23 protein-coding genes are annotated in these 22,201 nt (G+C 52.5%); 13 read left to right on the top strand and 10 right to left on the bottom strand.

All coding sequences use genetic code 11. The annotated features are described in order from the left end of the window. Positions 1 to 319: 319 nt before the first annotated feature. Positions 320 to 961, top strand: a complete 642-nt coding sequence (locus tag JMI88_RS35435) for a hypothetical protein (protein WP_201366756.1) — start codon at positions 320 to 322, stop codon at positions 959 to 961. A 239-nt stretch (positions 962 to 1,200) separates the two neighbouring features. Here the strand turns inward: JMI88_RS35435 and JMI88_RS35430 are convergent, their stop codons facing one another. Further along, the gene (locus tag JMI88_RS35430; protein WP_201366755.1) at positions 1,201 to 1,404 is read right to left on the bottom strand and encodes a DUF2795 domain-containing protein; all 204 of its coding nucleotides are present in this window, start codon (positions 1,402 to 1,404) and stop codon (positions 1,201 to 1,203) included. 510 nt (positions 1,405 to 1,914) lie between these two features. On the opposite strand from JMI88_RS35430, the gene JMI88_RS35425 reads away from it, so the two are divergent. Both JMI88_RS35425 and JMI88_RS35420 read left to right on the top strand, forming a co-directional pair. After that, the gene (locus JMI88_RS35425; RefSeq protein WP_236023204.1) at positions 1,915 to 3,105 is read left to right on the top strand and encodes an IS701 family transposase; all 1,191 of its coding nucleotides are present in this window, start codon (positions 1,915 to 1,917) and stop codon (positions 3,103 to 3,105) included. Then, complete coding sequence (locus tag JMI88_RS35420) at positions 3,102 to 3,569, top strand: transposase (RefSeq protein ID WP_201366754.1); 468 nt, start codon at positions 3,102 to 3,104, stop codon at positions 3,567 to 3,569. The genes JMI88_RS35425 and JMI88_RS35420 overlap by 4 nt, the downstream gene beginning before the upstream one ends. Before the next feature lie 518 nt (positions 3,570 to 4,087). Here the strand turns inward: JMI88_RS35420 and JMI88_RS35415 are convergent. Both JMI88_RS35415 and JMI88_RS35410 read right to left on the bottom strand, forming a co-directional pair. Further along, entirely contained in the window at positions 4,088 to 4,615 is a 528-nt protein-coding gene (locus JMI88_RS35415) for a DUF4188 domain-containing protein (RefSeq protein WP_201366753.1), read from the bottom strand. 23 nt (positions 4,616 to 4,638) lie between these two features. Then, complete coding sequence (locus JMI88_RS35410) at positions 4,639 to 5,208, bottom strand: PadR family transcriptional regulator (RefSeq protein WP_201366752.1); 570 nt, start codon at positions 5,206 to 5,208, stop codon at positions 4,639 to 4,641. 203 nt (positions 5,209 to 5,411) lie between these two features. On the opposite strand from JMI88_RS35410, the gene JMI88_RS35405 reads away from it, so the two are divergent. Together JMI88_RS35405 and JMI88_RS35400 are read left to right on the top strand one after the other, a co-directional pair. Further along, on the top strand, positions 5,412 to 5,555 hold the full coding sequence (locus JMI88_RS35405; RefSeq protein WP_201366751.1) for a hypothetical protein: 144 nt from the start codon (positions 5,412 to 5,414) through the stop codon (positions 5,553 to 5,555). Next, positions 5,548 to 6,411: a sigma-70 family RNA polymerase sigma factor gene (locus tag JMI88_RS35400; protein WP_201366750.1), complete on the top strand. Its 864-nt coding sequence runs from the start codon at positions 5,548 to 5,550 to the stop codon at positions 6,409 to 6,411. Before JMI88_RS35405 ends, JMI88_RS35400 begins: the two co-directional genes overlap by 8 nt. A 60-nt stretch (positions 6,412 to 6,471) precedes the next feature. Here JMI88_RS35400 and JMI88_RS35395 read toward each other — a convergent pair whose 3' ends face one another. From JMI88_RS35395 to JMI88_RS35385, 3 genes are all read right to left on the bottom strand, one after another. Beyond that, positions 6,472 to 7,632 (bottom strand): beta-galactosidase, encoded by a 1,161-nt coding sequence (locus JMI88_RS35395; protein ID WP_201366749.1) that lies wholly within the window; start codon positions 7,630 to 7,632, stop codon positions 6,472 to 6,474. 51 nt (positions 7,633 to 7,683) lie between these two features. After that, positions 7,684 to 9,141, bottom strand: a complete 1,458-nt coding sequence (locus JMI88_RS35390) for an FAD-binding oxidoreductase (RefSeq protein WP_201366748.1) — start codon at positions 9,139 to 9,141, stop codon at positions 7,684 to 7,686. A 132-nt stretch (positions 9,142 to 9,273) separates the two neighbouring features. Continuing rightward, positions 9,274 to 9,516, bottom strand: a complete 243-nt coding sequence (locus JMI88_RS35385; protein WP_201366747.1) for an SHOCT domain-containing protein — start codon at positions 9,514 to 9,516, stop codon at positions 9,274 to 9,276. 422 nt (positions 9,517 to 9,938) lie between these two features. Here JMI88_RS35385 and JMI88_RS35380 point away from each other — a divergent pair, with 422 nt between their 5' ends. Both JMI88_RS35380 and JMI88_RS35375 read left to right on the top strand, forming a co-directional pair. Continuing rightward, the gene (locus JMI88_RS35380; RefSeq protein WP_201366746.1) at positions 9,939 to 10,322 is read left to right on the top strand and encodes a hypothetical protein; all 384 of its coding nucleotides are present in this window, start codon (positions 9,939 to 9,941) and stop codon (positions 10,320 to 10,322) included. A gap of 136 nt (positions 10,323 to 10,458) precedes the next feature. Further along, on the top strand, positions 10,459 to 11,445 hold the full coding sequence (locus JMI88_RS35375; RefSeq protein WP_201366745.1) for a DUF6220 domain-containing protein: 987 nt from the start codon (positions 10,459 to 10,461) through the stop codon (positions 11,443 to 11,445). Positions 11,446 to 11,517: 72 nt separating this feature from the next. Here the strand turns inward: JMI88_RS35375 and JMI88_RS35370 are convergent, their stop codons facing one another. Further along, positions 11,518 to 12,036 carry a hypothetical protein gene (locus JMI88_RS35370; RefSeq protein ID WP_201366744.1) on the bottom strand — a complete coding sequence of 173 codons (519 nt, stop codon included), beginning with the start codon at positions 12,034 to 12,036 and terminating at the stop codon, positions 11,518 to 11,520. A gap of 201 nt (positions 12,037 to 12,237) precedes the next feature. On the opposite strand from JMI88_RS35370, the gene JMI88_RS35365 reads away from it, so the two are divergent. Continuing rightward, positions 12,238 to 12,759, top strand: a complete 522-nt coding sequence (locus tag JMI88_RS35365; RefSeq protein ID WP_201366743.1) for a DUF4231 domain-containing protein — start codon at positions 12,238 to 12,240, stop codon at positions 12,757 to 12,759. A 409-nt stretch (positions 12,760 to 13,168) separates the two neighbouring features. Next, positions 13,169 to 13,912, top strand: a complete 744-nt coding sequence (locus JMI88_RS35360) for a P-loop NTPase family protein (protein WP_201366742.1) — start codon at positions 13,169 to 13,171, stop codon at positions 13,910 to 13,912. Positions 13,913 to 14,062: 150 nt separating this feature from the next. On the opposite strand, the gene JMI88_RS35355 is transcribed toward JMI88_RS35360, so the two are convergent. Then, complete coding sequence (locus JMI88_RS35355; RefSeq protein ID WP_201366741.1) at positions 14,063 to 14,545, bottom strand: GNAT family N-acetyltransferase; 483 nt, start codon at positions 14,543 to 14,545, stop codon at positions 14,063 to 14,065. Positions 14,546 to 14,575: 30 nt separating this feature from the next. Continuing rightward, positions 14,576 to 15,085, bottom strand: a complete 510-nt coding sequence (gene coaD, locus JMI88_RS35350; RefSeq protein ID WP_236023203.1) for a pantetheine-phosphate adenylyltransferase — start codon at positions 15,083 to 15,085, stop codon at positions 14,576 to 14,578. A 274-nt stretch (positions 15,086 to 15,359) separates the two neighbouring features. Here coaD and JMI88_RS35345 point away from each other — a divergent pair, with 274 nt between their 5' ends. The 4 genes from JMI88_RS35345 to JMI88_RS35330 all read left to right on the top strand — a co-directional run bounded on the left by JMI88_RS35345 (position 15,360) and on the right by JMI88_RS35330 (position 21,091). Further along, positions 15,360 to 17,507 carry a WD40 repeat domain-containing serine/threonine-protein kinase gene (locus tag JMI88_RS35345; RefSeq protein WP_201366740.1) on the top strand — a complete coding sequence of 716 codons (2,148 nt, stop codon included), beginning with the start codon at positions 15,360 to 15,362 and terminating at the stop codon, positions 17,505 to 17,507. Positions 17,508 to 17,576: 69 nt separating this feature from the next. Then, entirely contained in the window at positions 17,577 to 18,290 is a 714-nt protein-coding gene (locus tag JMI88_RS35340) for a nucleotidyltransferase domain-containing protein (protein ID WP_201366739.1), read from the top strand. A gap of 62 nt (positions 18,291 to 18,352) precedes the next feature. Then, entirely contained in the window at positions 18,353 to 20,272 is a 1,920-nt protein-coding gene (locus JMI88_RS35335; RefSeq protein ID WP_201366738.1) for a protein kinase domain-containing protein, read from the top strand. Between the two features lie 240 nt (positions 20,273 to 20,512). Continuing rightward, the gene (locus JMI88_RS35330; protein WP_201366737.1) at positions 20,513 to 21,091 is read left to right on the top strand and encodes a dihydrofolate reductase family protein; all 579 of its coding nucleotides are present in this window, start codon (positions 20,513 to 20,515) and stop codon (positions 21,089 to 21,091) included. A gap of 93 nt (positions 21,092 to 21,184) precedes the next feature. Here the strand turns inward: JMI88_RS35330 and JMI88_RS35325 are convergent, their stop codons facing one another. Then, positions 21,185 to 22,189 carry a nucleotidyltransferase domain-containing protein gene (locus JMI88_RS35325; RefSeq protein ID WP_201366736.1) on the bottom strand — a complete coding sequence of 335 codons (1,005 nt, stop codon included), beginning with the start codon at positions 22,187 to 22,189 and terminating at the stop codon, positions 21,185 to 21,187. Positions 22,190 to 22,201 lie beyond the last annotated feature (12 nt).

Genomic DNA, 22,201 nt, shown 5'->3' with positions numbered 1-22,201 from the left:
TGCATTTTTACGTGCAGTGAGCAGATGAAATATTTATTCATTTAAATATTTACACGCATTAGTACTATGCTGTATTGCCTGCCAAATGAGCATCTGTTATAATTCACAACTGTATGCGCCAGCGAGGTCATTGCATTTATACATAACTATGCAATAATTATAAGCCTCAGCATCTTATTACGCGTAAATATTGTACTGCGTCTCTTCTTGTAGAAATCTGTGATTTTTACAGGATATATACACGGTATTGCAAATATAGTGTCTTCATCTAAGTATGTCTCTATTTATTTTGCGATATGGCGTTGTGGAGGAAAAGCGCATGGTTCGTTTAGTCGTCTGGTTAATATATCGTTTCCTGGGCCCAAAAGTCGGCCGCATCATTTCAGGTTCCATCTGTGCTCTATTCGGATTGATCATTTGTTTCGGTCACAATGTACTTCTGGGACTCTTTCTACTTGCCGTTGGACTTATCTTACTGGGACTTGGCATCTTTAAAACGGGTTCATCTTCGCGGGCCGGCGCGGCTGGTTTTGGGCAGCCTCAAACATTTGGTCAAAATGGGCAACCTGCCTATCCCTCCCAACCAGCCACTTCTTATGGCCAGTACCCGGCTCAACAGCCCAATCCATATGGTCAGTATCCTGCTCAGCAGCAGCCTTCATCCCCATATGGTCAGTATCCTGCTCAGCAGCAGCAACCAGCCAATCCGTATGCGCCACAATATCCTGCTCAGCAGCCCAATCCATATGGCCAGGCTCCTTATGGTCAGTACCCGGCTCAATCTGGAGCCAGCTATGGGCAGACTCCCTATGGCCAGCCACCTGCTCAATCCGGAGCGGGCTATGGACAGGCTCCTTATAGCCAGCCAGGCAATAATGCATACGCACAGCCACAGGCGTCCTATCCACCAATGCAGTCAACACCGTATGAACAGCAACCGCGGCCATATCCTGAGCAATAAAAAATAGACATTTGTGCTCAAAACTCAAAAAAAGGACCTTCTGTGTAAAAGAGTTTTCTTTTACGCAGAAGATCTTTGTCTATCAAAACACTCCACCCTGGAGCTTCCCACATATGCACCTGGCAAACTCACCACACATGCACCTGGTAGTAGAAAACTGGCGGAGTGTAAAAAAATGGCGATTATTAGATACAAAAACACTATTAGCGTTGATTGCGTAAGTCACCAGCGCTGTTCTACTAGCTCTGGCCCTGATTGAATCCCATCGCACGAACAACGTCGCTCACAGAATTATATGACTTGTCGGAGAGGCGGCGCATCTGGCTGACCATCTGATCGTCAGCACCCTGGCGCTGAGCCCAGGCAACAATCTCTGCACGATTGGCAGGGAATTTCATATCTTTCAAGCAATCTTCAATGCGTGTTGATTCTACGTTAGCCATGAGAAATCCTCCTTATGTACAAATGACTTTGTACAATAACCTCATTGTTGCATCATCACAACAACGAGCATCTTCATTTCCTCTTCACTATACGCATAACAACAAGAAAAGCATTTCCACCTGCAAATAGATCATTTTTCTTTATTTATAAGAAAGTGCCTGAAGTCCATAACAATGGGAAGCAAAGCGCCCCCGTACGGGCTGGCGCATGCGCGCCCGCACCTGTTTTAATGAGTAGTGCAGAAAAGGCAGAAACTTCTTCCATCTTGCTCTTCTTACTACGTAGGGTTACAGTAACCGCTTTCCAAAACACGGTCTAATACTACAGCACCACTTACGTGAGAAAATTCACCGCGAAGTGGCCTGAGAGCTTGGGTGAGCAATCAGCACATGCCATAACGTCAATCGTCTTCCCAGGCCGTCTTACGAGCCAAGTGGCACTGTAGTACTAATACTACAGTGACACTTAATTGAGAAAAAGTGATAGACTGCTTCAGGAGGGTGAAGCAGATGACCTCAACCAAGCAAGATAAAGAGCCAAAAGAACAGCAAGAAGACCTGTTGCAGCAGATCAAAGAAGAACTGACGAAACTGCAAGCGCGTATTGGGCCACGCTTTCGACGGGCTGAGGTGCGTCAACGAGCGCATCGCTTCCTGGAAGGCTTGTTGACCGATATTCCTCGCAAAAACGGCTGGCAAATGGCTGAACATCTCGGTGAAAGCGGTCCGCGTGGGGTTCAGCGCTTGTTGGGGGAAGCCGATTGGGATGAAGATGCCGTGCGTGACGAGTTACGTACCTATGTGCTGGAGTCTCTGGGGGACACTGAGGGACTGCTCGTCATGGATGAAACCGGATTTCTGAAGAAAGGCAAGAGATCGGCTGGGGTCGCGCGCCAATACAGCGGGACTGCCGGACGGCGAGAGAACAGCCAGATCGGCGTCTTTCTCCTCTATGCGAGTCAGAAAGGATACGCGTTCATTGATCGTGAGCTGTATCTGCCAGAAGAATGGACCTCGGACCGCGTGCGGTGTCGTGAGGCTGGGATTCCTGAGGAGAGAGGGTTTGCCACGAAAGGAGAACTGGCCCAGCAGATGCTGGCGCGGGCTTTTGCCACCGGCCTTCCGGTCAACTGGGTGGCAGGAGATACCATCTATGGTTATGATGAGCTTCGCCTGTTTCTGCAAGGACACCAGAAAAACTACGTCCTTGCGGTGCCCGAAACACATCTGGTTTGGATCCGAGGAGAACCTCAACCGGTGGGGCTGCTAGCAGCCCTCCTTCCGAAAGCATCCTGGGTGATGCTCGCAGCAGGCGAAGGCGGTAAAGGACCACGGCTCTACGAATGGGCCTGGTTGCAATTGCCAGAAGAGACGGACATCCCCAGCGAAAAAAAACACTGGGTGCTCCTTCGGCGCAGTCTTTCCGATCCAAGCGAACGAGCGTATTACCGAGTCTACGCTCCAGCCAACACGCCACTTGCCGAACTGGTCCGCATAGCTGGAAGTCGATGGCGGATTGAAGAAGGCTATGAACAAGCCAAAGGAGAAGTTGGGCTCGATCAGTATGAAGTGAGAGGGTATCGGGCCTGGTATCGACATGTAACCCTTGCGTTGCTAGCACACGCCGTACTGGCAGTGCTGCGAGCGCAGATCAATGCCCAGGAAAAAAAAGGGGAACCGAGCAGGCATGCATCCAGATGAGTGTTGCGGAACTGCGTCGAGTTGTTCAGGTCCTCCGGGAGCCAGAAGCACAGCGAGAACGAGGGTTGCACTGGTCGCGCTTCCGGCGAGAGTATCAAGCAGGAGCGAAGCGCTGCCATATCCAGCGCCGTGCTTGCCAAGCCCCCTTGATGCGAACGGAAGCTTCAGAGGCGCTTGCTGTCTCTGCCCTGCCCAAGCTCACGGACGCTCAATGGGAACGGATTCGTCCATTCCTGCAGTCTGAGAAACCAGCAAAGGGGCGTCCTGCAGGTGATTATCGCCTGATACTGGAAGGGATTGTTTTGGTCCTGCGAACTGGATGCCCATGGCGCGCTCTGCCAGAACGCTTCGGACCGTGGCAAACCGTGGTGGGTGCCTATCGACGTTGGTGTCAGGAGGGACGGTGGGTACATATCCTTCCGATCTTACAAACGCAAGAGGTACCGTTCGCATCCTCGGCTTGACTTTATTAAGTGTCACTGTAGTACTAAGATGGTGTGAGAAGCAAGCTTGATGAAGAAAAGCGGCGCTTGCCAATCTCCGGGACAAGAGGCCCAATACATTTTATTATAGGAACGGGACAAGGAAGCGAAAGCAACCAAAAAGCGGATTCGTAGGTGCGGCCCTCAGCGGCCGCTTGCTGCCCGCCGCAGCGTGGCGGCCCTGTGTCCGTATGACCAAGCTCCGCTTTTTCCCATCACCTCGGCCCACGCGGTGCCCAAAAGCGGACCTTCCTTTTGGGCACCGCGTGGGCCGAGGTGTGATGTCACGAGATACCGAGCGGCGAGCGAGCATGCCGGGGGGCATGACGAGCATGCCGGGGGCATGATCATAACACAGGGCCCCACAAATGGTAGGGCAAATCGGGGGCAAGGAGATGATGTTCCCAACATCCTCGCCCGAACCTATGAATCGCTTTTCGTGTTGCGTTCTCTTTGTGCTGTCGTCTCTCAATGAAATGTATTGCCCCTTGCTGGCACTTCTAGGGGTGGACGTCGGCCAGGGGCTGGGCGGGAGTCGCTACGGCTGGCTCGCTCTCGCCACCCAGGCGGCGACGGGCCGTCTCGCGGCGTCCCACGGCAGGGACATGCTGGGTGGCTGCGGCCAGGCCAAAGACGGGCATGTTGCCATACACAGCCTCATATTTGCCAGCTTCAACCATGTAGGTTTCATGCCAGATGCCGACGCTACCGTCGGTGCCGATCGCCTTATTAAAGCGCTGCCAGGCACGCAGGTGAGGCTCTTCTTTGGAGCGTGCAAAACGTTCAAGGTCCTCAAAGGAGCGCCAGTATTGGATCAGCACCGCTCCGCGCATATTGAAGTAGCTCTCGGCTCCCAGGAAACCGCTCTCGGGATACTCATAAAGGTGGCTCATCATGGGCCTCATAGCCAGAGCGGTGGGGATCCATTTGCGCAGAGCCAGAAACTTGTTGATGCGCATACCAATCAAGAACACAACGAAAGGTTGGTCGGCCTGAGCCGTAAAACGTCCAGGAATAACGGTAGCCATAGAGAAATCCTTTCCAAACGGCGCTAATCCCGCGCCTCTTCGGTCGCCACGATTGCTTGCAACGTATTCAATGTTTCATCACACCAGTTCAACAAAGCCAGGCAGCGATGAATGCCGTAGCGCACCGTAATCAGCGCGTATGCCTGGTCCGGCTGATCCGCATGCTTGTCTTTGAGATGCGCTTCAATGCCCCGATATTTAGCCAGCAATTCAACATTCAGTTGCCGGTAGCGCTGCACATGCTCGATGTTGTCAGACATACTGACCTGCTGGCCAAATAACAGCTTCAACAATAGCTCGTTGCGCTCAGTAGCATACTCGATCGGCTCAACCAGCCAGTGCTGCAGTTCTTCCAGCCCACGATCGGTCAGCGTATAAAGATAGCGCTCAGGCTTGCCCTCTTGCTTCTCGGCGCGGCTGACGGCCAGCCCTTCGTCCACCAGTTTCTTCAGCATCGGATAGATCTGCCCATAACTCTCATTCCAGAAGTTGCTGGTACTCTGCTCCATAAACTTCTTGATGTCATAGCCCGAACCAGGACATACACTGAGGATACCCAGCAAGGCATACTTACTCTTATTTTCCTTTGGCATTATACATCTCCCAGATATATATCTAAGTGATATATAACAGAAAGATATGACAAAAGTCAAGGCTTTTTGCGTGAATAGTATGCTGTAAAAAGCATTTGGAAATGCCGCTTGCTTTGTGCAGAATGGGAGGGAGGGTTCTGTCACATCGATTGAGTTTCGCGCGTCAGAATAGTATGAAGAAACTGGACGAGGGGGTGTGACCGATGGTAAACACAAAGAACCGGCGGAGCTATCCGATCCGCTTGCGGGCGGTGGCCTACTGGATGCTCAGCACTCTGCACATCGGTTGGGTCTCCCCTCGTCGCTACTATGACGGAACTCAAGGAAGGAATGTGACTGATGGATGAACACGAATGGCAGGCGAAGCAATTCGAGGACTATCGCACCCACCTGCGGGCGGTGGCTTACCGCATGCTTGGCTCTCTAAGCGAGGCCGACGACGCCGTGCAGGAGTCCTGGCTCCACTTTAGCCGCTCCGACACAAGCGAGGTCGTGAATCTGGGGGGATGGCTGACGAAAGTGGTCGCGCGAGTGTGTCTTGACATGCTGCGCTCACGCCAGTCGCGGCGCGAGGAGTCCCTGGACGCATATGTACCTGACTCGACGGGGAGCCGTGAGGGCGAGATTGATCCCGAGGATGAGGCGCTGCTGGCCGACTCGGTCGGTCGTGCGCTACTCGTGGTGCTCGACACCTTGAATCCCGCCGAGCGCCTCGCGTTCGTTTTACACGATATATTCGCTATGTCCTTCGAGGAGATCGCTCCTATTGTGGACCGCACTCCGACCGCGGCAAGGCAGCTCGCCAGCCGTGCGCGCCGCCGGGTGCAGGGAGTAGAGACGGTTCCCGAGGCCACCCTTACGCGCCAGCGCGAAGTTGTCGACGCCTTCCTCGCTGCCTCGCGCGCCGGAGACTTTGAGGCGCTCCTCTCGGTGCTCGATCCAGATGTTGTGTTCCGATCCGACTATGCAGGCGCCTCCACGCTGGTACGCGGCGCTGCGGCCGTGGCCAGGCAGTTCTCGGGAAGTGCCCGGGAAGCACAATCGGCGCTCATCAACGGAGCCGTGGGAGTCGTGGTGGCTCCAAGTGGACACCTACTGCTCGTGCTCAACCTGACCTTCACGAGCGGCAAGATTGCCGAGATCAATGTGATCTCCGACCCAGAGGACCTGCACCAGCTCGACATGGCGGTCCTCAACATCTGATGGGACAATCTACGTTGCAGCCCGCATCAGCCTCAGGTGTTGAAAACTGATGCGGGTCGCTCAGGACTGCTCGAGAATACGCGCGAACACCTGGAGATAGCTGGCGTCGCCGCTTTGCTGGCGCAGCATCCAATATTCCGCGCCCCAAAAGAGGTAGGCATATAGGGGAAGCTCTGGCCTCGACCAACCCAGGCAGGTGTTGTAGTTGGCGATGATCTGTTCCGGCAAACAGCTATACATGCCCTGCCCGACTGGATTGGGCGGGGTCGTCACCGTCTCCCACGGCTCGGCCTGCCCCTCGGCAACCATCAGTCGCTGCCGCCGGGCGCGAATCGACGCGAACAATCGCTGGCGTCGGCGTTGCGACCAGATGCTCTTGCTGCCATCCAGATACAGGGTTCTGGCTCCCAGGGATAGCAGGGCATGGCGGGGATAGTAGTCGATGCCGATAATATCGACCAGCCGCTGCGCAACCGCCAGCGAGTCGCCTTGATCGCGCGTGCGCCACCATTGGGAGAGTCCCACCAGCAATGAGGTCGGCAGGAAGCCGTTCATCATGATCGGCCGGCCAGGGTCAGCATTTCTGAGGGCTTCAACCTCTCTGGCGACAAAGGCGGCCGCCAGGCGCCAGCTGTGTTCTACCCCGAGTGGATCAACAGCTTCGTGCTCAAGCTGCCAGGCAACGATACTTTTCCGCGACCCATACCGCTCTACGAGACGCGTTATGAACGCCGTCGCCGCCTGCAACAGCGAGGAATAAGCAGCTGGTTTGATGAGGGTGTGCTCAGGCAAAGGATGGCTCAGCTGGTGCGCCGGCACAAAGAACTCGGGATAGCTAAAGGTCTTTAGCGGACCAACGCATAGGATGATCTGCTTACCTGCCCGCTCGGCGGCATCAAGCTGCCAATCAAGCTCGTCGAAGGAGAAGACACCTGGTGCAGTCTCGATGCGGTTCCAGTAGGCGCCCAGGCGAATGAGTTGAAAGGGATAAGCGAGCAACGTTTGCAGGGTAGCGCGCGCATCTAATTGCAGGGCGTCAACCTGAGGTGAGCGATAGCTGATGCCCAGCAGCGTAGAACCACGCGGGGAGATAGGGAGGTGCTGCCACGCATCAGTCAGAGGCTGTGTAGCCCGCTGCCAGCGAAGCTCTGATATACGCGTGCCCACGCTTTCAGCAACGGCATACACAGTCTTACGCGAAGTTTGCACAGTTCTCATCATGCGTAGCCCTCCATTTGAACGAACTCACTTTATCAAAGTACACAAAAAGTATCATACATCTGCACCATGCTCCTCACTTTGTTGCAGAGATGGTTGGAACACACGGCGAAATAAATTCGACTGGAACAACATCTCAGGATCATATTGCTGCTTGAGTGAGAGAAATGCTTCAACGGCAGCATCTCCTATACTGCGACGATAGAGAGTATTTGTGAGCAGCGAATCTTTAGCGAGATAGAACCTGCCTCCGGCCGCGATCACGAGCTCCATTAATCCCTGCAGCATCTGGCGCAATACCTGTGCTTTCCTGGGAATGATGCGGTAATTGAGCTCCAGCGAGAAACCATCAACCTGGTAGCTGAGCAGGAAAGGGTCCTGGCGGTGCCGCTTTATGATGCACCAGAGGGGGATACAATTGTGCTCCTGAGAATGTCGGATGATTGCTTTAAAAAGAGAGGCGGCCCGGCTAGATGGCACAAAAGCTTGAAATGTTTCGCTACCTTCGGGTAAGAGCGCTCGATACCCTGTGAACATAGCTGGTGCATAATAGGTAGAGCGAACGAGAGATTTTTGCCGCGGCCTTTTACTACCCCACCAGTGGCTCCCCCAGTACGCTACACTATTTGCGCTACGCACACCGCCCTCCACTGCCGGCCGGCAGAGTGTGCCAGCATAACGAGTCAGGCCCTGCATGAACTGTTCGGGGACACGAAATCCCGGGAAACGCGAGCCAGCATCATCAGACACAGCGCTGTGTTTAGTGACCGTGACGATGCCCCGGCCCAGGTCGCGCCCACTGGCGAAGCCATCCACCCAGGCTTCCAGGTAATCGGCAGCCTGCTCTTCCTCAAATATACTGAAAAGCTCGTCCAGTGAAGCGCACGGCCGTATCCATGCATCGACCTGCGCGGACGGTATACGTTGTAGTTGCAGGGTCACAGAGGTGATAATGCCTAATAAACCGGCGCTCCCTACAAAAGCGCGAAAAAGCTCAGGGTCGCTGGTGGGCGAAAGGGTGAGCAGTTGCCCGCTTGCCAGCAACACGGTAAGGGACAGCACGTGTTCGCCAAACGATCCATGTTTCCAGGCATTTTTCCCATTCACATTCATGGCGACGCAACCGCCAACGGTAGCATCCGCTGTGGATGGCGTAACCGCCGGCCACCAGCGGTCCGCCAGGGCGACGCGAACCACCTCACCCAGAGGTACGCCGGGCTCGACCTGCATGATCCCTTGCTCGGGGTTCCAGGCAAGGATACGGCGCATACCTGTGACATCAATAAGCACACCGTTGGTGTTCAATGCCGCATCCGTATAGCTGTGTCCCGCGCCATGCGCAATGACTGATAGGCCCTGCATGCGCGCCGCCGTGAGCGCCTGCTTGATTTCCGAAATATCCCGAGCCTGGAAGACATAGCAAGGAGAGAGTTCAGTCATACTCCAATTAACAACGGAGGTCTGCTTCCAGGCCAGCATCGTCCCATAAGCTCTATTTATGATATCTGTCATATACATAATAAATTTTTCAAAAATAGCAGATTGCTATGATTCAGCTTTTATAGAGAGGACCAGACCGACCTCGCCAGTGCTTGACGAGGTCGGATCGTAATAACGGGAAGGAAACTGAAGTGCCCACGCCTCTCAATAGCGGGGGCGAGCAGAACCCTCCAGGCGCTCGCGCATCTGATCGAAGGTCGTACCATCGATCTCGCCGCTCGCATAGCGGCGGCGCAAGATCTCCAGCGCGTTCGGCTCCATCGACATCTCAAAGGGCCCGCGCCTATTCCTCCAGCCGAACAGGCGAGACGCGCCCCAACAAAAGAGCGCCACAAAACCAATCCAGAACAACGGTATCATAGGCCAGAAGCCATATCCCCAGTGCATATACAATCTCCTTTATCTTTTTATATATTCACCACTTGTAGTTTTTGTGGATAAACACAGTATAGTTTTGCCACATGACCGGGACATGAATTCTAGCATTCAGTTTTGTCATGGATTTGTCATCAAGTTCTCGCCTGTCCGCATTTGAAAAGAAAATCTGTTCAATCCGCGATAAAAAAGGCTTGATCTCCATTATCGCACATCAAGATGACAAGATGATGACAAAATTGGCGCGCCAGGTTCATGTTGCCGTCATGTCACCTGGCTACACTGTAGCTACCAGTGGACTAAGGTGAAACTCCATCACTTCTCTATTTTGCTAAAAACCGAACTGGCCTGGCTGGAACAGTCGCTCAGTATGATGCACATGGAGGCACGCGGCCAGAGTCAGCAATGAACACGTATCAGAAAAAGGAGGATCTATGTGGCAAATCATCTGCCTATGCTTGCCCGCGGTAACCCGCAGTGAGCGGCAGCGCTTCTTTACACTCTTCAGTAATGCGCTGCATGCCCATGGTCGTGAGTTGACCGAGATGGATTTGAGCCTGTTCTTTTTGCATACACTTTCGCTGCCAGAGGCGCTGACCGTGCTGGAGGAACGCCTGCAACTGGTAGTGCGCTCTCAGGAACTGATAGGGCAACCGCCAGAGGCAAAGAATATACAGGATATCAAACAATGGATAATCGAGGGACATCTACACGCCCTGCTGGACGCTGAACGTGAGTGGCTGACACAAACCATTACCCGGTTACAGGGTAATCTGCTTGAACAGCAGGTAGCCGGATCACACAGCATTTCGGAGTAAGCAGGCTCCATTTTTGATCGATATGGTTGGCAACCAGGAAAGAAGCACCTACGTACCCGCCTTCCACTGATACTATTAATGCACGTGAATTTATATAAATCATACTTAATTACTTTTCACATAAAGGAGAGTCGCTATGCAAGTAGCGCCCAACAAAACGTTTATGCCACAGCGCTGGACGCTGTTTGTCTACTTAACACTGGCCGGACTGATTCTGTCTGGCACCTTACTGCAAGGTTTTCTGATTGGAACCTCGCTCTTCGCCGATGCGGCCTGGGGTCAGACGGCCCATAGTATTCTGGGGATGGTGCTGTTGCTGCTAACGCTGCTGCTGCCATTGGTGGGACTACTGGTACGGCTGCCTGGACGCATTACCGTTTTTAGTGCGGTGCTGTTTGTGCTGACCCTGCTCCAGGTAACGCTGGCCGGTCTGGCCAGAAGCGCCCCCTTCCTGGCTGCACTCCATCCCACCAATGCCATGCTGATGTTTGCAGTAAATATGTACCTGTTCATCCAGGTATGGCACATAACGCAAGGGAGGCAGACCGAGTCGGCGCAGCCTCAAGCGGCCAGCGCGGTACCTGATGAGAAGAAGAAGCATAGCAAGGTGCCGCTGGAAATCAATCTGGCAACCGGCAGCTACCTGCTGTATGCCCTGATCAGCGTAGCTGTGCTCACGCTCTTTATCCTTAATCGCCCGCAGGTCGCGAACGCCGTCAGGAGCATGCATCCCAACTTCTCACAGAGCGAAGTCGATGGAGCGGTAGCTTCAATCCAGCTGATCGTTGTAGGCGCGCACATTGTTTTTGGTAGCAGCGCCGCCATCCTTGCCTTCCTGATCCGCACAGGCAAAAACTGGGCACGGATAGTCAGTAGCGTTGTCAGTGGGCTGGTGGTACTGGAAATACTCTATGAGTGGTCCTCGCCAACGGACGTACCGGCTGTCCTGGGCCCCAATCAGCGCATTTACGCCGTCTTCGTCCAGATTCTCATGATCATGATGGTGCTGGCCTGTGCCGCATTGCAGTGGATACCGCAAGCGTCGCGCACCTTCTTCGCAGCAGAGAAAGCGAGCACACCCGGCAATATCCCGGATGCAGCAGGGAGTAATATTGGAAACTAGCAGGCATCAAGCAAAAGCAACACCATCAAATTGATGATGTTGCTGATATATGTCGGTTCTATGTGAAAATCGCTATTGCTTGTCTCTGCCACCGGCCGGGGGCTCGCCACCTGTTTGATCCACATCCGAGGTAGAGGCCGAGCCGCGCTCGCGCGAGTTGGCTTCGCCAGCATGGGTCGGGCTGGTACGGCCAGTATCAACTGTGCTGCTGCTGGTATTGGCGCCCCCGGTGCTGGCCCCCTGCTTGCGCTGATCCGCCTGGGACCCATCGCGCGCCGAGAGATCGCCCAGATTTACCTGCCCATCATGGCGCTCGCCACGCTCATCATCTCGCTGCTGAGCAGACTGCAGGTCATCCGCAGCAGTATCAGTCACCGCTGTCTCGGGCTGCTCCTGCTCACCCCGTGGCTCAGACGTCTGTGGCTGGATCGACTGGACCGGGCGCTCAGACGCATTCTCTGCAGTATCTGTCTCTTCTAGAGGTGCTGGCGGCTCTTCTTCATGGAAAGGACTACTGATATCAGTATTCCTCTTTAACGCCTCCTCAACATATTTTCCTTTGCGAATCTCTTCATCTAATCTATGCTTCAAGTCCGACATCATTATCACACTTTCTATATTGCAGCCAACAGTTTTTAAAGAAACAACGGTCCACTATTTTCTTTCATCACGAATAGCCACAACAAAAAGTTTCCGGTTCCGCTCACTACCATAGTATTATTTAACCTTCATCCCGATATAGCATATAATTCTTTCAGGATAGAGGTTTAGCCGATTCAAGGAGGAAATACAATGGGCAAAGAGCAGGCAACAATTCCCTATCAACAGAGCGATGCACGTTTTATTTCTTTAATAGAGGAACTGACACATATTAAAGAAATGTATGCTTCACGGCAGCTACAGTGGTATAGAGAGCGTGCGCCAAAAGCAAAGAATTATTTTCGCATCTCCAGTGCACTTATCATCATTTTCAGTGTGAGTATTCCTTTTTTAGCTACGCTTGACGGTCTCTGGAGGATCACAGTGCTCCCCATCGTTGCCTTACTGATTGCCGGCCTGACCGGCCTGAACGCTTTCTTTCGCTGGGAAGACAGTTGGAAAGGATATATGCATGCCCAGCTTACGCTTGAACATCTGCTCTGGATGTGGGAGCTAAAAATATCAGAAGCTAAACATGAAATGGATCCCCAGAAAGGGATAGAAATAGCGCTGCACGCGACCGAGCAATTAATCAATGAAACCCAGGGAGCAATCCATGCAGAAGCGGAAGAATATTTTAAGCTCGTGCAGGTGCCACAGATAACGAAAAGTTAGGTAGATTGCTGATTGACTTTTCAGCTGCTTTTGTGTATCTTGGAGGAGCAAACACTATTATTCGCGAAGGAGTAATATGCCCGATCAGCGCTAACGTATGCCAGAACATTCAGCAGGAAAGCAATACTGTCGCCGTCAGAGACACGACGGGCGTTTGTTTTGTCCTGACCTTCCATCTGGCAGAGCGTTAGCAACTTCTCCTTAATGATCGGTATTTTCCTGATAAGCTTCCCTATTCGATAGGTCCGTTGAAGTTGCCTCCCGCTATAGAACCAGGTGCAGGTGCTTTTCTGCGTGCATGGCTGGCATACGATCTATGCTTCATTCACTCTTTAATAGAGTGGCGGATCAATTATTCCAGAAAGAAAAAATGTCAGTAGATTTTCTATCGCAGAGGAAAGATAGCACAATGCTCAAAATACATATTATTGGTGGTGCCGGCAGCGGAAAAACGACTCTGGCCGAAACGTTGGGAAGCAGATTTCATATTCCTCATTATGATCTGGATAAGCTTGGCTGGAAGCATGGTATGGGTCCACTTGCACTCTATGTGGAAGAGGCCCTGACCATCATCGAGCAGCCGGGCTGGGTTACAGAGGGCATCTACCTGTTCTGGACCGACCCCTTTATGCATGAGGCCGACTACATCGTCATGATCGATATTCCCTGGTCGGTGGCCGTCTGGCGCGTGCTGCGCCGTCACGTTGTCAAAACCCTGAACGGCACCAATCCATACGCCACCAGATTTCTCTGGCCGCTCCTCAAAGGAATGCGTCCTCTGTACAATCGAGCGGATCTCCCGCCTTCCGAGTTCGTGGCACGCTACCTGGACACCTATCGCCGCGTCACAGAGCCTCCGGCGAGCGGCTTTACAGCAGATTTCGCGCCCACCTATCTCGACATATATCGCCAGATCAGCGAGCCACCAACCGAAGAATTCAAGCAATGGTATCAAGAGACATATCCAGTTGATAGCGAGGCTGCAGACCTCGACTTTTTGCGTATGTACCACGACAAGTTTCGCGCCACAGTCGAACCCAAACAAACCAAAGGCTTCACCTTTCGCTACCTTGAAAAGTATAAGGAGAAAGTCTATGTGATTAAAAATAACGCCGACCGCGATCATCTGCTCAACCTTTTAGAGAATTTCTGATTTCCAGAGCCCTGGAAATCAGAGCGCCCCCTTTCGGGCGGCAGCATGCGTGCCCGAGCCCTTTTTATTTGTTGGTGCAAACTGTGCGCGGTGCGCACGGTTTGCACCAACAAATGGAAGAAATGTTGGGCGACCCCATCCATTCCTCTTCTACAGGGCTTTATAGTAGCGCACCAGCGGCAAAGGCGTATAGCCAGCTTTCTCATAAGATCTTCTGGCGGGCGCGTGCCCTTGATCCCCACCAGTGCCAACAACGGCAAGCTTTATATCGCTTTCTTTCATCTTTGCCAGCACAAAATTGTTCAATGCCGTACCTATGCCACGATTTTGATAGCTAGGATGCACGGCAAGTAATTCAACTTCCCCGGTTTGCTCCTCGTGGTTCAAGCTATAGACGATAAATCCGGTCACGGTACTATCTAATTCTGCTACCCAGACGACGTTTTTTTCATCGCGACGGGCCGTCTCCACCCCCTCTCGCTGCTGCCTCAACCAATCTGGATAGATAAGCGGATAGATGCGAGGTCCTAGCACTTGCTTAAATGAGCTAAAAACTGGCTCCCACGCCAACAATGATAATTGAACTACGTTCTCAATGTCATCGTTCGACATAGGTCGAATTGATAAATCCATAACCCTCCTCTTACTAAAAAAGTGCAAATCCTACTGGGTAAATTTTTGGTGCAAGGCCTCAACGACAACGGAAGGCAGCATGCCACTGGCATCCCCACCTAGACTGGCAACTTCCTTCAACCTTGATGAACTGACAAAGAGATGCTCCTGGTTAGTAAAGAGGCAAACCGTCTCAATCGCGGGCGCTAGCCGATGATTCATCAACCCCATCTGAAATTCACCTTCAAAGTCGTTGGGAGAGCGCAGTCCCCGGACAATCGCCTGTCCACCCAAACTACTCACATAGTCAACCGTCAATCCTGTGAAGCTCTCGACTCGCACATTTGGAAGATCCGAGCTTTTCACTACGGCGCGACAGAGGGAGAGGCGCTCTTCTAGCGAAAAAAGCAATGCCTTGCGAGGATTAGCATAGACCGCGATGATCAACATGTCAAACAGGCGTGCAGCCCGCCTGGCAATATCCAGGTGCCCATTCGTGATAGGATCAAAGCTTCCAGGATAAACGGCGATCCGCCTGGTTGTTATATTCTGATTATCCACAGCATTCTACTCCTTTAGCTTTAAAGTAGCCGAAAAATCATATTGGGCGACGATTATTGATATGATACATGATTTTTCAGCATATAATAGAAAGCATAAAAGCATCTTAACGTAATTTGCAAGAAAAGTGCACAAGAGAGAAGAAGCCATGCCACAATAACTGGCAAGTACAGCGTTTATCAATAATAATATTAATTATTAGCAAGCTAAATGTAATCGTGTTTTAAGCGCGGTTGATCGCTCAGGCGGCTGCGTTCATCCAAAGGATTGGGATATGGCCAGCGTAACATTGCAATGTGGGGCCTGTGGCGCCGACAATGTGGCGCACGCGGTCTTTTGTCATCAGTGCGGGCAGCCTCTTTCTTCTACAGCTGCCGCGAGCGGCTCGCAGACGCGGCTGTTGCAGGGCGATGTCTTGCTCAATGATCGCTATCGGATTGTGGATCGCGCAGGTATTGGCGGCTTTGGCGCGGTCTATAAGGCGGCCGACACGCGGTTTGGGGGTCGCCTGGTGGCCATCAAGGAAATGGGGCAAAAAGGGCTCAGCGCGCAGGAACTGGCCGAGGCCGTCGAGGGATTCAAGAACGAGGCGCTGATGCTGGCCGGCCTCTATCATCCCCATCTGCCACGCATCCACGATCACTTTAGCGATGGCGGCCGCTGGTACCTGGTCATGGACTATATCGAAGGCGAGACGCTGGAGAACTATCTGGAAAAGGCCGCAGTAGATCCAGCCACCGGCTACAAACACCTCTCCGTTGAAGAGACGCTGAGCATCGGCATGCCGCTCTGCACGGTGCTGGACTACCTGCATACGCGCCAGCCACCCATCATCTTTCGTGATCTCAAACCCGCCAACGTTATGCGTAGCGCTGACGGCCATCTCTACCTGATCGATTTTGGGATTGCGCGCCACTTTAAGCCGGGCCAGATCAAGGATACGATGCCGCTGGGCTCGCCTGGCTACGCGGCGCCCGAACAATACGGCAAGGGCCAGACCACACCCAGGGCCGACATCTATAGCCTGGGGGTGATGCTGCACCAATTTATCTCCGGCCAGGACCCGACGCTGACCCCTTTCCGCCTGGCGCCACTTCACCTGGCCGGACATCCAGCATTGAGCAGATTGGAAACGCTCATTCTACAGATGGTGGATATGGATGAGATGCGGCGACCAGCTACCGCAACCATCATCAAAGAAGAGCTCAGTCAGATCGCCGCCCAGTTGAATAACCAGCGGGTCCTGCAGGCACACGTCGAACAACGATCTGGAGGCATCCATCATGCGCCCACCGATGAGCGGGAAGGAAGCCGCACCATACAGTCAGAGAGCCGCCAGCGGCTGGTCCCGCCCTCACAACGCGAGCGTCTACCACGGAGCGGACCATCGCGGCGCACCTTTATTATCGGCGGCATCGCTGGCCTGCTTGCTCTGGCAGGTGCCGCAACCTACAGTGGACTACATAAAGACAATCCCCAGGGTGGGGGGCTTAACAGGTCAAGGCCGGCTCCAGCAACGCCGGGCAATACCATGCTCTATCATGGGCATACTGGTCCAGTCTACTCGGCCGCCTGGTCGCCAGACGGGCGCAGCATCGTCTCTGCCAGCGCAGACCAGACCGTCCAGATCTGGGATGCCAGTACAGGGAAGAGTCAATTCATCTACCAGAAACAGGGGAGCGAGAGCTACCAGGCCCTCTGGTCGCGTGATGGAACACAGATTATCTCAGGCGGCACAAAAAGTGTGCAGCGCTGGCTGGCCCGCAATGGACAGCATATCTACACCTATAATTCCGCTCCGGCCCAGCCCGGACACGATCTGGCCCTCTCGCCCGATGGCACCCATCTGGCTATCGCCACCTATACAGATGTTGGCAAGAGCACGGTTCAGGTATGGAATACCAGCAACGGCAATCTCGACCATACATACAACACCGACTATATATATTGCTTAAGGTGGGCGCCAGATAATAAGAACCTGGCGATTGGTACTGCAACTGGTGACATCCGCATCTGGAACACTATCACAGGGGATACCCCTCTTATCCTCACGAGCCGCGGCATCGGTATGCTGCGTGATATTACCTGGTCGCCCGATGGCAAACTCCTGGCCGCGACCGGCACCAATGGCAAAGTCTTTGGCTGGGATACAATGAGCGGAAGGCAAATCCTGCCGCTGGGCAACCTCACCGATCGTAGCAACATCTACTCCCTGGCCTGGTCTCCTGACAGCACATATATAGCAACCGGCCATACCGACGGCTCGGTATCCATCTGGCTGGCCAACAACGGGACCCTGATAATAACTCGACAGAGACAGGATGGAATAATCACGACCGTGGCCTGGTCACCCGATGGCAAATCCATCGCCTCCAGCAGCCTGGACCACACCGTTCGGGTCTGGCAGGTATCTGTGCTATAATTGCTTTACATAGATGAAACATGCAATTGACAAGTAAAACGATTATAGACAGAAGATGGCGAAAATATAGTGAATGCACAACAAGCTGCTCAAGCACTAATTGACGAAAAGTTTCCCGCCTGTGATGCTGCTTTCGTTGGAGGCAGCGTCATACGCGGGGAAGGCACAAAGACATCAGACCTGGATATTGTTGTTATCACCCACACCGTGAATACTGCCTACCGTGAGTCTTTCTGCTATGCGGGCTGGCCGGTAGAACTATTTGTAAACACCCCACAATCCTATTTAGAATTCTTTGCCTCCGATAAACAGAGCCGCAAACCGGCGCTGCCCCGCATGTGTGCTGAAGGAATCATCCTGCAAAATCGAGATGGCATAGCCCAACGTATCAAAACCGAGGCCCAGCAACTACTCGCAGCGGGGCCAGAGCCACTGAACACCGCACAGCTTGATCGCTTACGCTACAGCCTCACAGATGCCCTCGACGACCTGGAAGGCTCACAAGACCGGGGAGAAAGCTACTTCATCGCCAACTCGGTCGCCGTGAGGGCATGCGACCTGCTGCTCGGTGCACAAAACCAATGGATCGGCCACGGCAAATGGGTCCTGCGCGCCCTGCGCAACTTTGATCCAAACCAGGCCGAACAACTCACCAGGGCCCTCGAAGCCTACTACCAGCACGGAGACAAACAGGCCCTGATCACTTTTGCCGACGACATCCTAAAGCCGCTTGGCGGCAGGCTCTTCGACGGCTACACCGCTGGCAAACCCTCCACAGATTGAAAAGCTACTATTTTTTCAATAATAGAAGGATAAGCAGACAGCGAACAAACCAGGAGCACGAAATGGCAGACCTTGTAGGACAGCAAATTAGCCTGTATCGCCTGACACGCCGTCTCTCGCAAGGGACATTGGCTGACGTTTATCTCGCAGAGCATATACGGACGCAGCGGCAGGTAGCCATCAAAATTATGCACGCATCACTGACGGAGGATAAAATTGGTGTCTTTCGCCAGGATGTGGAAAAAATAGCAAAGCTGACGCATTTTCACATTATCCCAATCTTACATTTTGGGATATACCAGAACGAAAGACCATTCCTGGTGCAAAGATATGCCTCCAGGGGTTCTCTGCGCGAGCAACATCCCCCAGGCAGCAAGCTTTCCCTGGATCTGATAGTAGGCTATGTTGAACAAATTGCAGATGCTCTTCAATATGCATATCGGTTGGGGCACATACATGGCAATCTGAAACCTGAAAATATCCTGGGGACAGATGATAAAATTCTGCTCAGTGATTTTAGCATGGCAACCGTAAACAAGGGGACAGAAAAGCTCAATCAGATCGAAACGGCTCTGTATGCGGCACCTGAGCTGATACAAAACGAGCCAACACATGCTTCTGATCAATATGCCCTCGCGGCCATGATCTATGAGTGGATATGTGGTGATCCTCCCTTTCAAGGTAGCCCTCTGCAAGTAATACAACAACACATCCATGAAGATCCTCCTTCATTGCGGGAAAAGATACCGGAACTCTCACGCGAACTGGAATGGATATTAATGACCGCCCTGGCAAAGCACCCTGAGCAGCGTTTCAAGAGTATCCAGGCGTTTGCCAGGGCATTTAGCGCGTCCTGTAAAGAGATGGGGTATGTGTATACAGAGAGTACACGCGTCTTCTTTTCCTATGCCCAACGTGACCAGAACCTGCGCGACCAGTTGGAAAATCACCTCAGCAACTTAAAGTATCGCGGACTGATCACAACCTGGAATGTCAGAGAGATTAAAGCAGGCGAGAATGTCATCCAGCAGACGAATATCCATCTCAATGCAGCCCATATTATCCTGTTGCTTATCAGTGCTAACTTCCTGGCCTCCGATTATTGCTATAGCCAGGAAATGATGCAGGCAATACAACGTCACCGGGACGGCAAGGCCCACGTCATCCCTGTGCTCCTGCGTCCCGTGGTCTTCACAGACGCTCCCTTCGCCAAACTCGAACCACTACCAACCAATCGAAAACCAGTCGTTACCTGGCGCAACCGCGATAGCGCTTTTGTCGACATCGCCATGGGTATTGAGAGCATCGTTCTCGAACGCAGACAGGGGATATCTTTAGAAACTATTCCATATATGACAGCTATAGAAGATATAGAAGATATAGAAGATATAGATATAGCAGCACCCGGTGGACCCCCTCCATCTCAATCCACACCACCAGTATCTCGACCTGGATTGCCGCTAACTCCAGAGCAACAGCAACGTATGCGAGAGTTGAATGAACGAAGAAAAGCTGATGAAGAAAAACGCAAACGCGAGTGGGAGGACTACTACCGAAAGGTCGAAGAGGCACACCTGCGCGCAATCCAAGCCAGCGGTCTATCAAGGCCGGAATACGAATATTATGACCAGGCGCTGCAAGCCTATAAGCAAGCAATCTATGAAGATCGTAACGATGCTGCCGCCTATCGAGGTAAAGGCCTCGCCCTGGCTGCACTGAAACGCTATAATGAAGCCCTCCTGGATTTCAAGCAGGCACAGCAGCTCATGCCGCTACCAGCCACATATGTCAGTATGGGCGATGTACTGGCAGCCCTGGGGCGTTGGAACGAAGCAGTTGATGCCTACAACCAGGCGCTCACATTGGATGCCTCATCCGCCACGGCCTATGCTGGACTAAGTGAGGCCCTGGCGCAGCTTGGCCGGACACAAGAAGCGGAAGAAGCATCTGCACAGGCAAAGCAGCTCGGCCTTGAAGATTAACAAGAAAAGAGGACCCTCGTAGGTGCGGCCTTCAACGGCCGTTGAAGGCCGCACCTACGCAATCACTTCTATTGTTTCTTTTACGAGATGGGACGATGGCCTCTATGCTGCCTCGTGCCACCGACAATAGCCGCCAACGGAAAAAAAGCAAGATTGGAGAAGTTTTTTCTCATCACGGACTGTAAACTACTATTACTTGCAAATTGCAAGCAATATCTAGCACGAATAAAGGAGCATCCCTTGAGAAAGATCATTGTCAGCATGCGCATAACGCTCGATGGCTTCGTTACAGGACCGAATGGAGAAATGGACTGGATGGAAGAGTTCATGGATGATGCGCTGGGCACTTATGAAACAGAGCTGCAAAAGTCTGTAGACACGTCATTGTTTGGACGCGAGACGTATCAAGGTTTTGCCAGTTACTGGCCGCAGGTTGCACGCGACCCTGCCTCCCCACAGGGCATGGTTGAATATGCTCAAAAATTGAATGCGATGCGCAAAATCGTCTTTTCTAAGACGCTCTCTCACGCTGAATGGAACAATTCAACCATCGTTAGTGAAATCATTCTAGAAGAAATCATCAAACTAAAACAAGAGAAGGGGCGCGACATCGTGATCCATGGAAGCGCCAGCATTGTGCGCACCCTCACCAACTTGGGCTTGATCGATAGATACCAGCTGCTGGTCTATCCTGTTGTCTTAGGCAGCGGTAAGCCTCTTTTTCAAGATATCTCGCACCAGGTGAAGCTCTCACTGGTAGATACCCAGACGCATCCTTCAGGAGTCGTGGTTCTCTCTTACGAGCCAGTGAAGAACTGATGGTATTTACCTGCTATTACGAGAGGTGTGCTTTTCTGTTAGCTTGCTCGCTTAAAACACAATAATCTCGTTGCCCGCGCATGAGCAACGAGGTTAGGCGCAGGAATCGGCAATAGCGTGAAGTGCTTGCGTTACTGCTTGTCTCATTTCGCTATCATGTTCATAATGGATGGAATGTAACGCGTCTACTATTTTCTGATCTGGATAGGCAATGATTTGCAGTTGTTTTGCGGCAACAAGCGTTGCATTACAATCACTTGTTTGCAATTGCTGCAGGAGATAGTCTCTGTAGAGACCAAGATAGTGATTCTCAAATGCGAGTGTGCGGGCACAAAGATGGCGTAGCCGCAAGCGATCCTCCTCGCCATTGGGGACAAGATAGGCCCATTTTTTGCTGCCATATTCATACATTTCTTCAAGAAATGGGGTCCATGCATCATGGATCAGGTCTCGATACATCTTCACACTGGCGCTTTTCGCCTCGACAGTCTTGCCTGCCTGCCATGCAATAAGGATAGAGGCCGCCCAACATACACTTGAGACGAGCCCCTTAATATTGCGCCTGGCCCCGTTTCTTGGCGGAAAATATGGCTGATCATATCCATAGAATTCCGCAGTGGGATCGGGATACGAAAGAGGAAATGTCGCAGTATCAATATGGCGCAGCACCTGCAACATATAAGAGAGAGGAGCATTCGTATATTTACGCACATAGTAATCAAATGTCTGCTCCGGCATGTTTGCGCGCAGATCCTCGCCCCAGAGGAAACTGCTCGCTGACTTGATCCTGAAATGTCCCTCCTTGAGCAACAATGGCTCATCGAGAACAATCATATCAACCATGATTGGATAGGAAAGAGCACAAGTATCCCTGATATGTTGCACCTTTTTATACGCTTCTGCTACAAAGCGATCCCGTGGAACCAGGCAGAAATCGATATCGCTTGTCATTCTACCGCTACCGTCGGCATAACTTCCAAAGAGGTAATATGCTTTGACCTGGCCAGGAAAAGTTGTCTCGCACAGGCTAATGACATCACAAAGAATATCGTCGATCTGCTGGTTCCCGGTGCTGTTTTGCAGGATAATTGTGCTCAATTCTTTCTCTCC

The sequence above is a fragment of the Dictyobacter formicarum genome (assembly GCF_016587435.1).
Note: the sequence above shows the minus strand (reverse complement) of the source record. Positions and strands in the feature narration are given on the sequence as shown.

Bases quoted from the DNA above. Each gene is read 5' to 3' on its own strand.
- JMI88_RS35410 (WP_201366752.1), bottom strand. From the start codon at position 5,208: ATGCCAAAGGAAAATAAGAGTAAGTATGCCTTGCTGGGTATCCTCAGT.
- JMI88_RS35365 (WP_201366743.1), top strand. From the start codon at position 12,238: ATGGGCAAAGAGCAGGCAACAATTCCCTATCAACAGAGCGATGCACGT.
- JMI88_RS35355 (WP_201366741.1), bottom strand. From the start codon at position 14,545: ATGGATTTATCAATTCGACCTATGTCGAACGATGACATTGAGAACGTA.
- JMI88_RS35335 (WP_201366738.1), top strand. From the start codon at position 18,353: ATGGCAGACCTTGTAGGACAGCAAATTAGCCTGTATCGCCTGACACGC.
- JMI88_RS35415 (WP_201366753.1), bottom strand. From the start codon at position 4,615: ATGGCTACCGTTATTCCTGGACGTTTTACGGCTCAGGCCGACCAACCT.
- JMI88_RS35385 (WP_201366747.1), bottom strand. From the start codon at position 9,516: ATGCACTGGGGATATGGCTTCTGGCCTATGATACCGTTGTTCTGGATT.
- JMI88_RS35390 (WP_201366748.1), bottom strand. From the start codon at position 9,141: ATGACAGATATCATAAATAGAGCTTATGGGACGATGCTGGCCTGGAAG.
- JMI88_RS35360 (WP_201366742.1), top strand. From the start codon at position 13,169: ATGCTCAAAATACATATTATTGGTGGTGCCGGCAGCGGAAAAACGACT.
- JMI88_RS35345 (WP_201366740.1), top strand. From the start codon at position 15,360: ATGGCCAGCGTAACATTGCAATGTGGGGCCTGTGGCGCCGACAATGTG.
- JMI88_RS35395 (WP_201366749.1), bottom strand. From the start codon at position 7,632: ATGATGAGAACTGTGCAAACTTCGCGTAAGACTGTGTATGCCGTTGCT.
- JMI88_RS35405 (WP_201366751.1), top strand. From the start codon at position 5,412: ATGGTAAACACAAAGAACCGGCGGAGCTATCCGATCCGCTTGCGGGCG.
- JMI88_RS35430 (WP_201366755.1), bottom strand. From the start codon at position 1,404: ATGGCTAACGTAGAATCAACACGCATTGAAGATTGCTTGAAAGATATG.
- JMI88_RS35400 (WP_201366750.1), top strand. From the start codon at position 5,548: ATGGATGAACACGAATGGCAGGCGAAGCAATTCGAGGACTATCGCACC.
- JMI88_RS35435 (WP_201366756.1), top strand. From the start codon at position 320: ATGGTTCGTTTAGTCGTCTGGTTAATATATCGTTTCCTGGGCCCAAAA.
- JMI88_RS35375 (WP_201366745.1), top strand. From the start codon at position 10,459: ATGCAAGTAGCGCCCAACAAAACGTTTATGCCACAGCGCTGGACGCTG.
- JMI88_RS35425 (WP_236023204.1), top strand. From the start codon at position 1,915: ATGACCTCAACCAAGCAAGATAAAGAGCCAAAAGAACAGCAAGAAGAC.
- JMI88_RS35420 (WP_201366754.1), top strand. From the start codon at position 3,102: ATGAGTGTTGCGGAACTGCGTCGAGTTGTTCAGGTCCTCCGGGAGCCA.
- JMI88_RS35380 (WP_201366746.1), top strand. From the start codon at position 9,939: ATGTGGCAAATCATCTGCCTATGCTTGCCCGCGGTAACCCGCAGTGAG.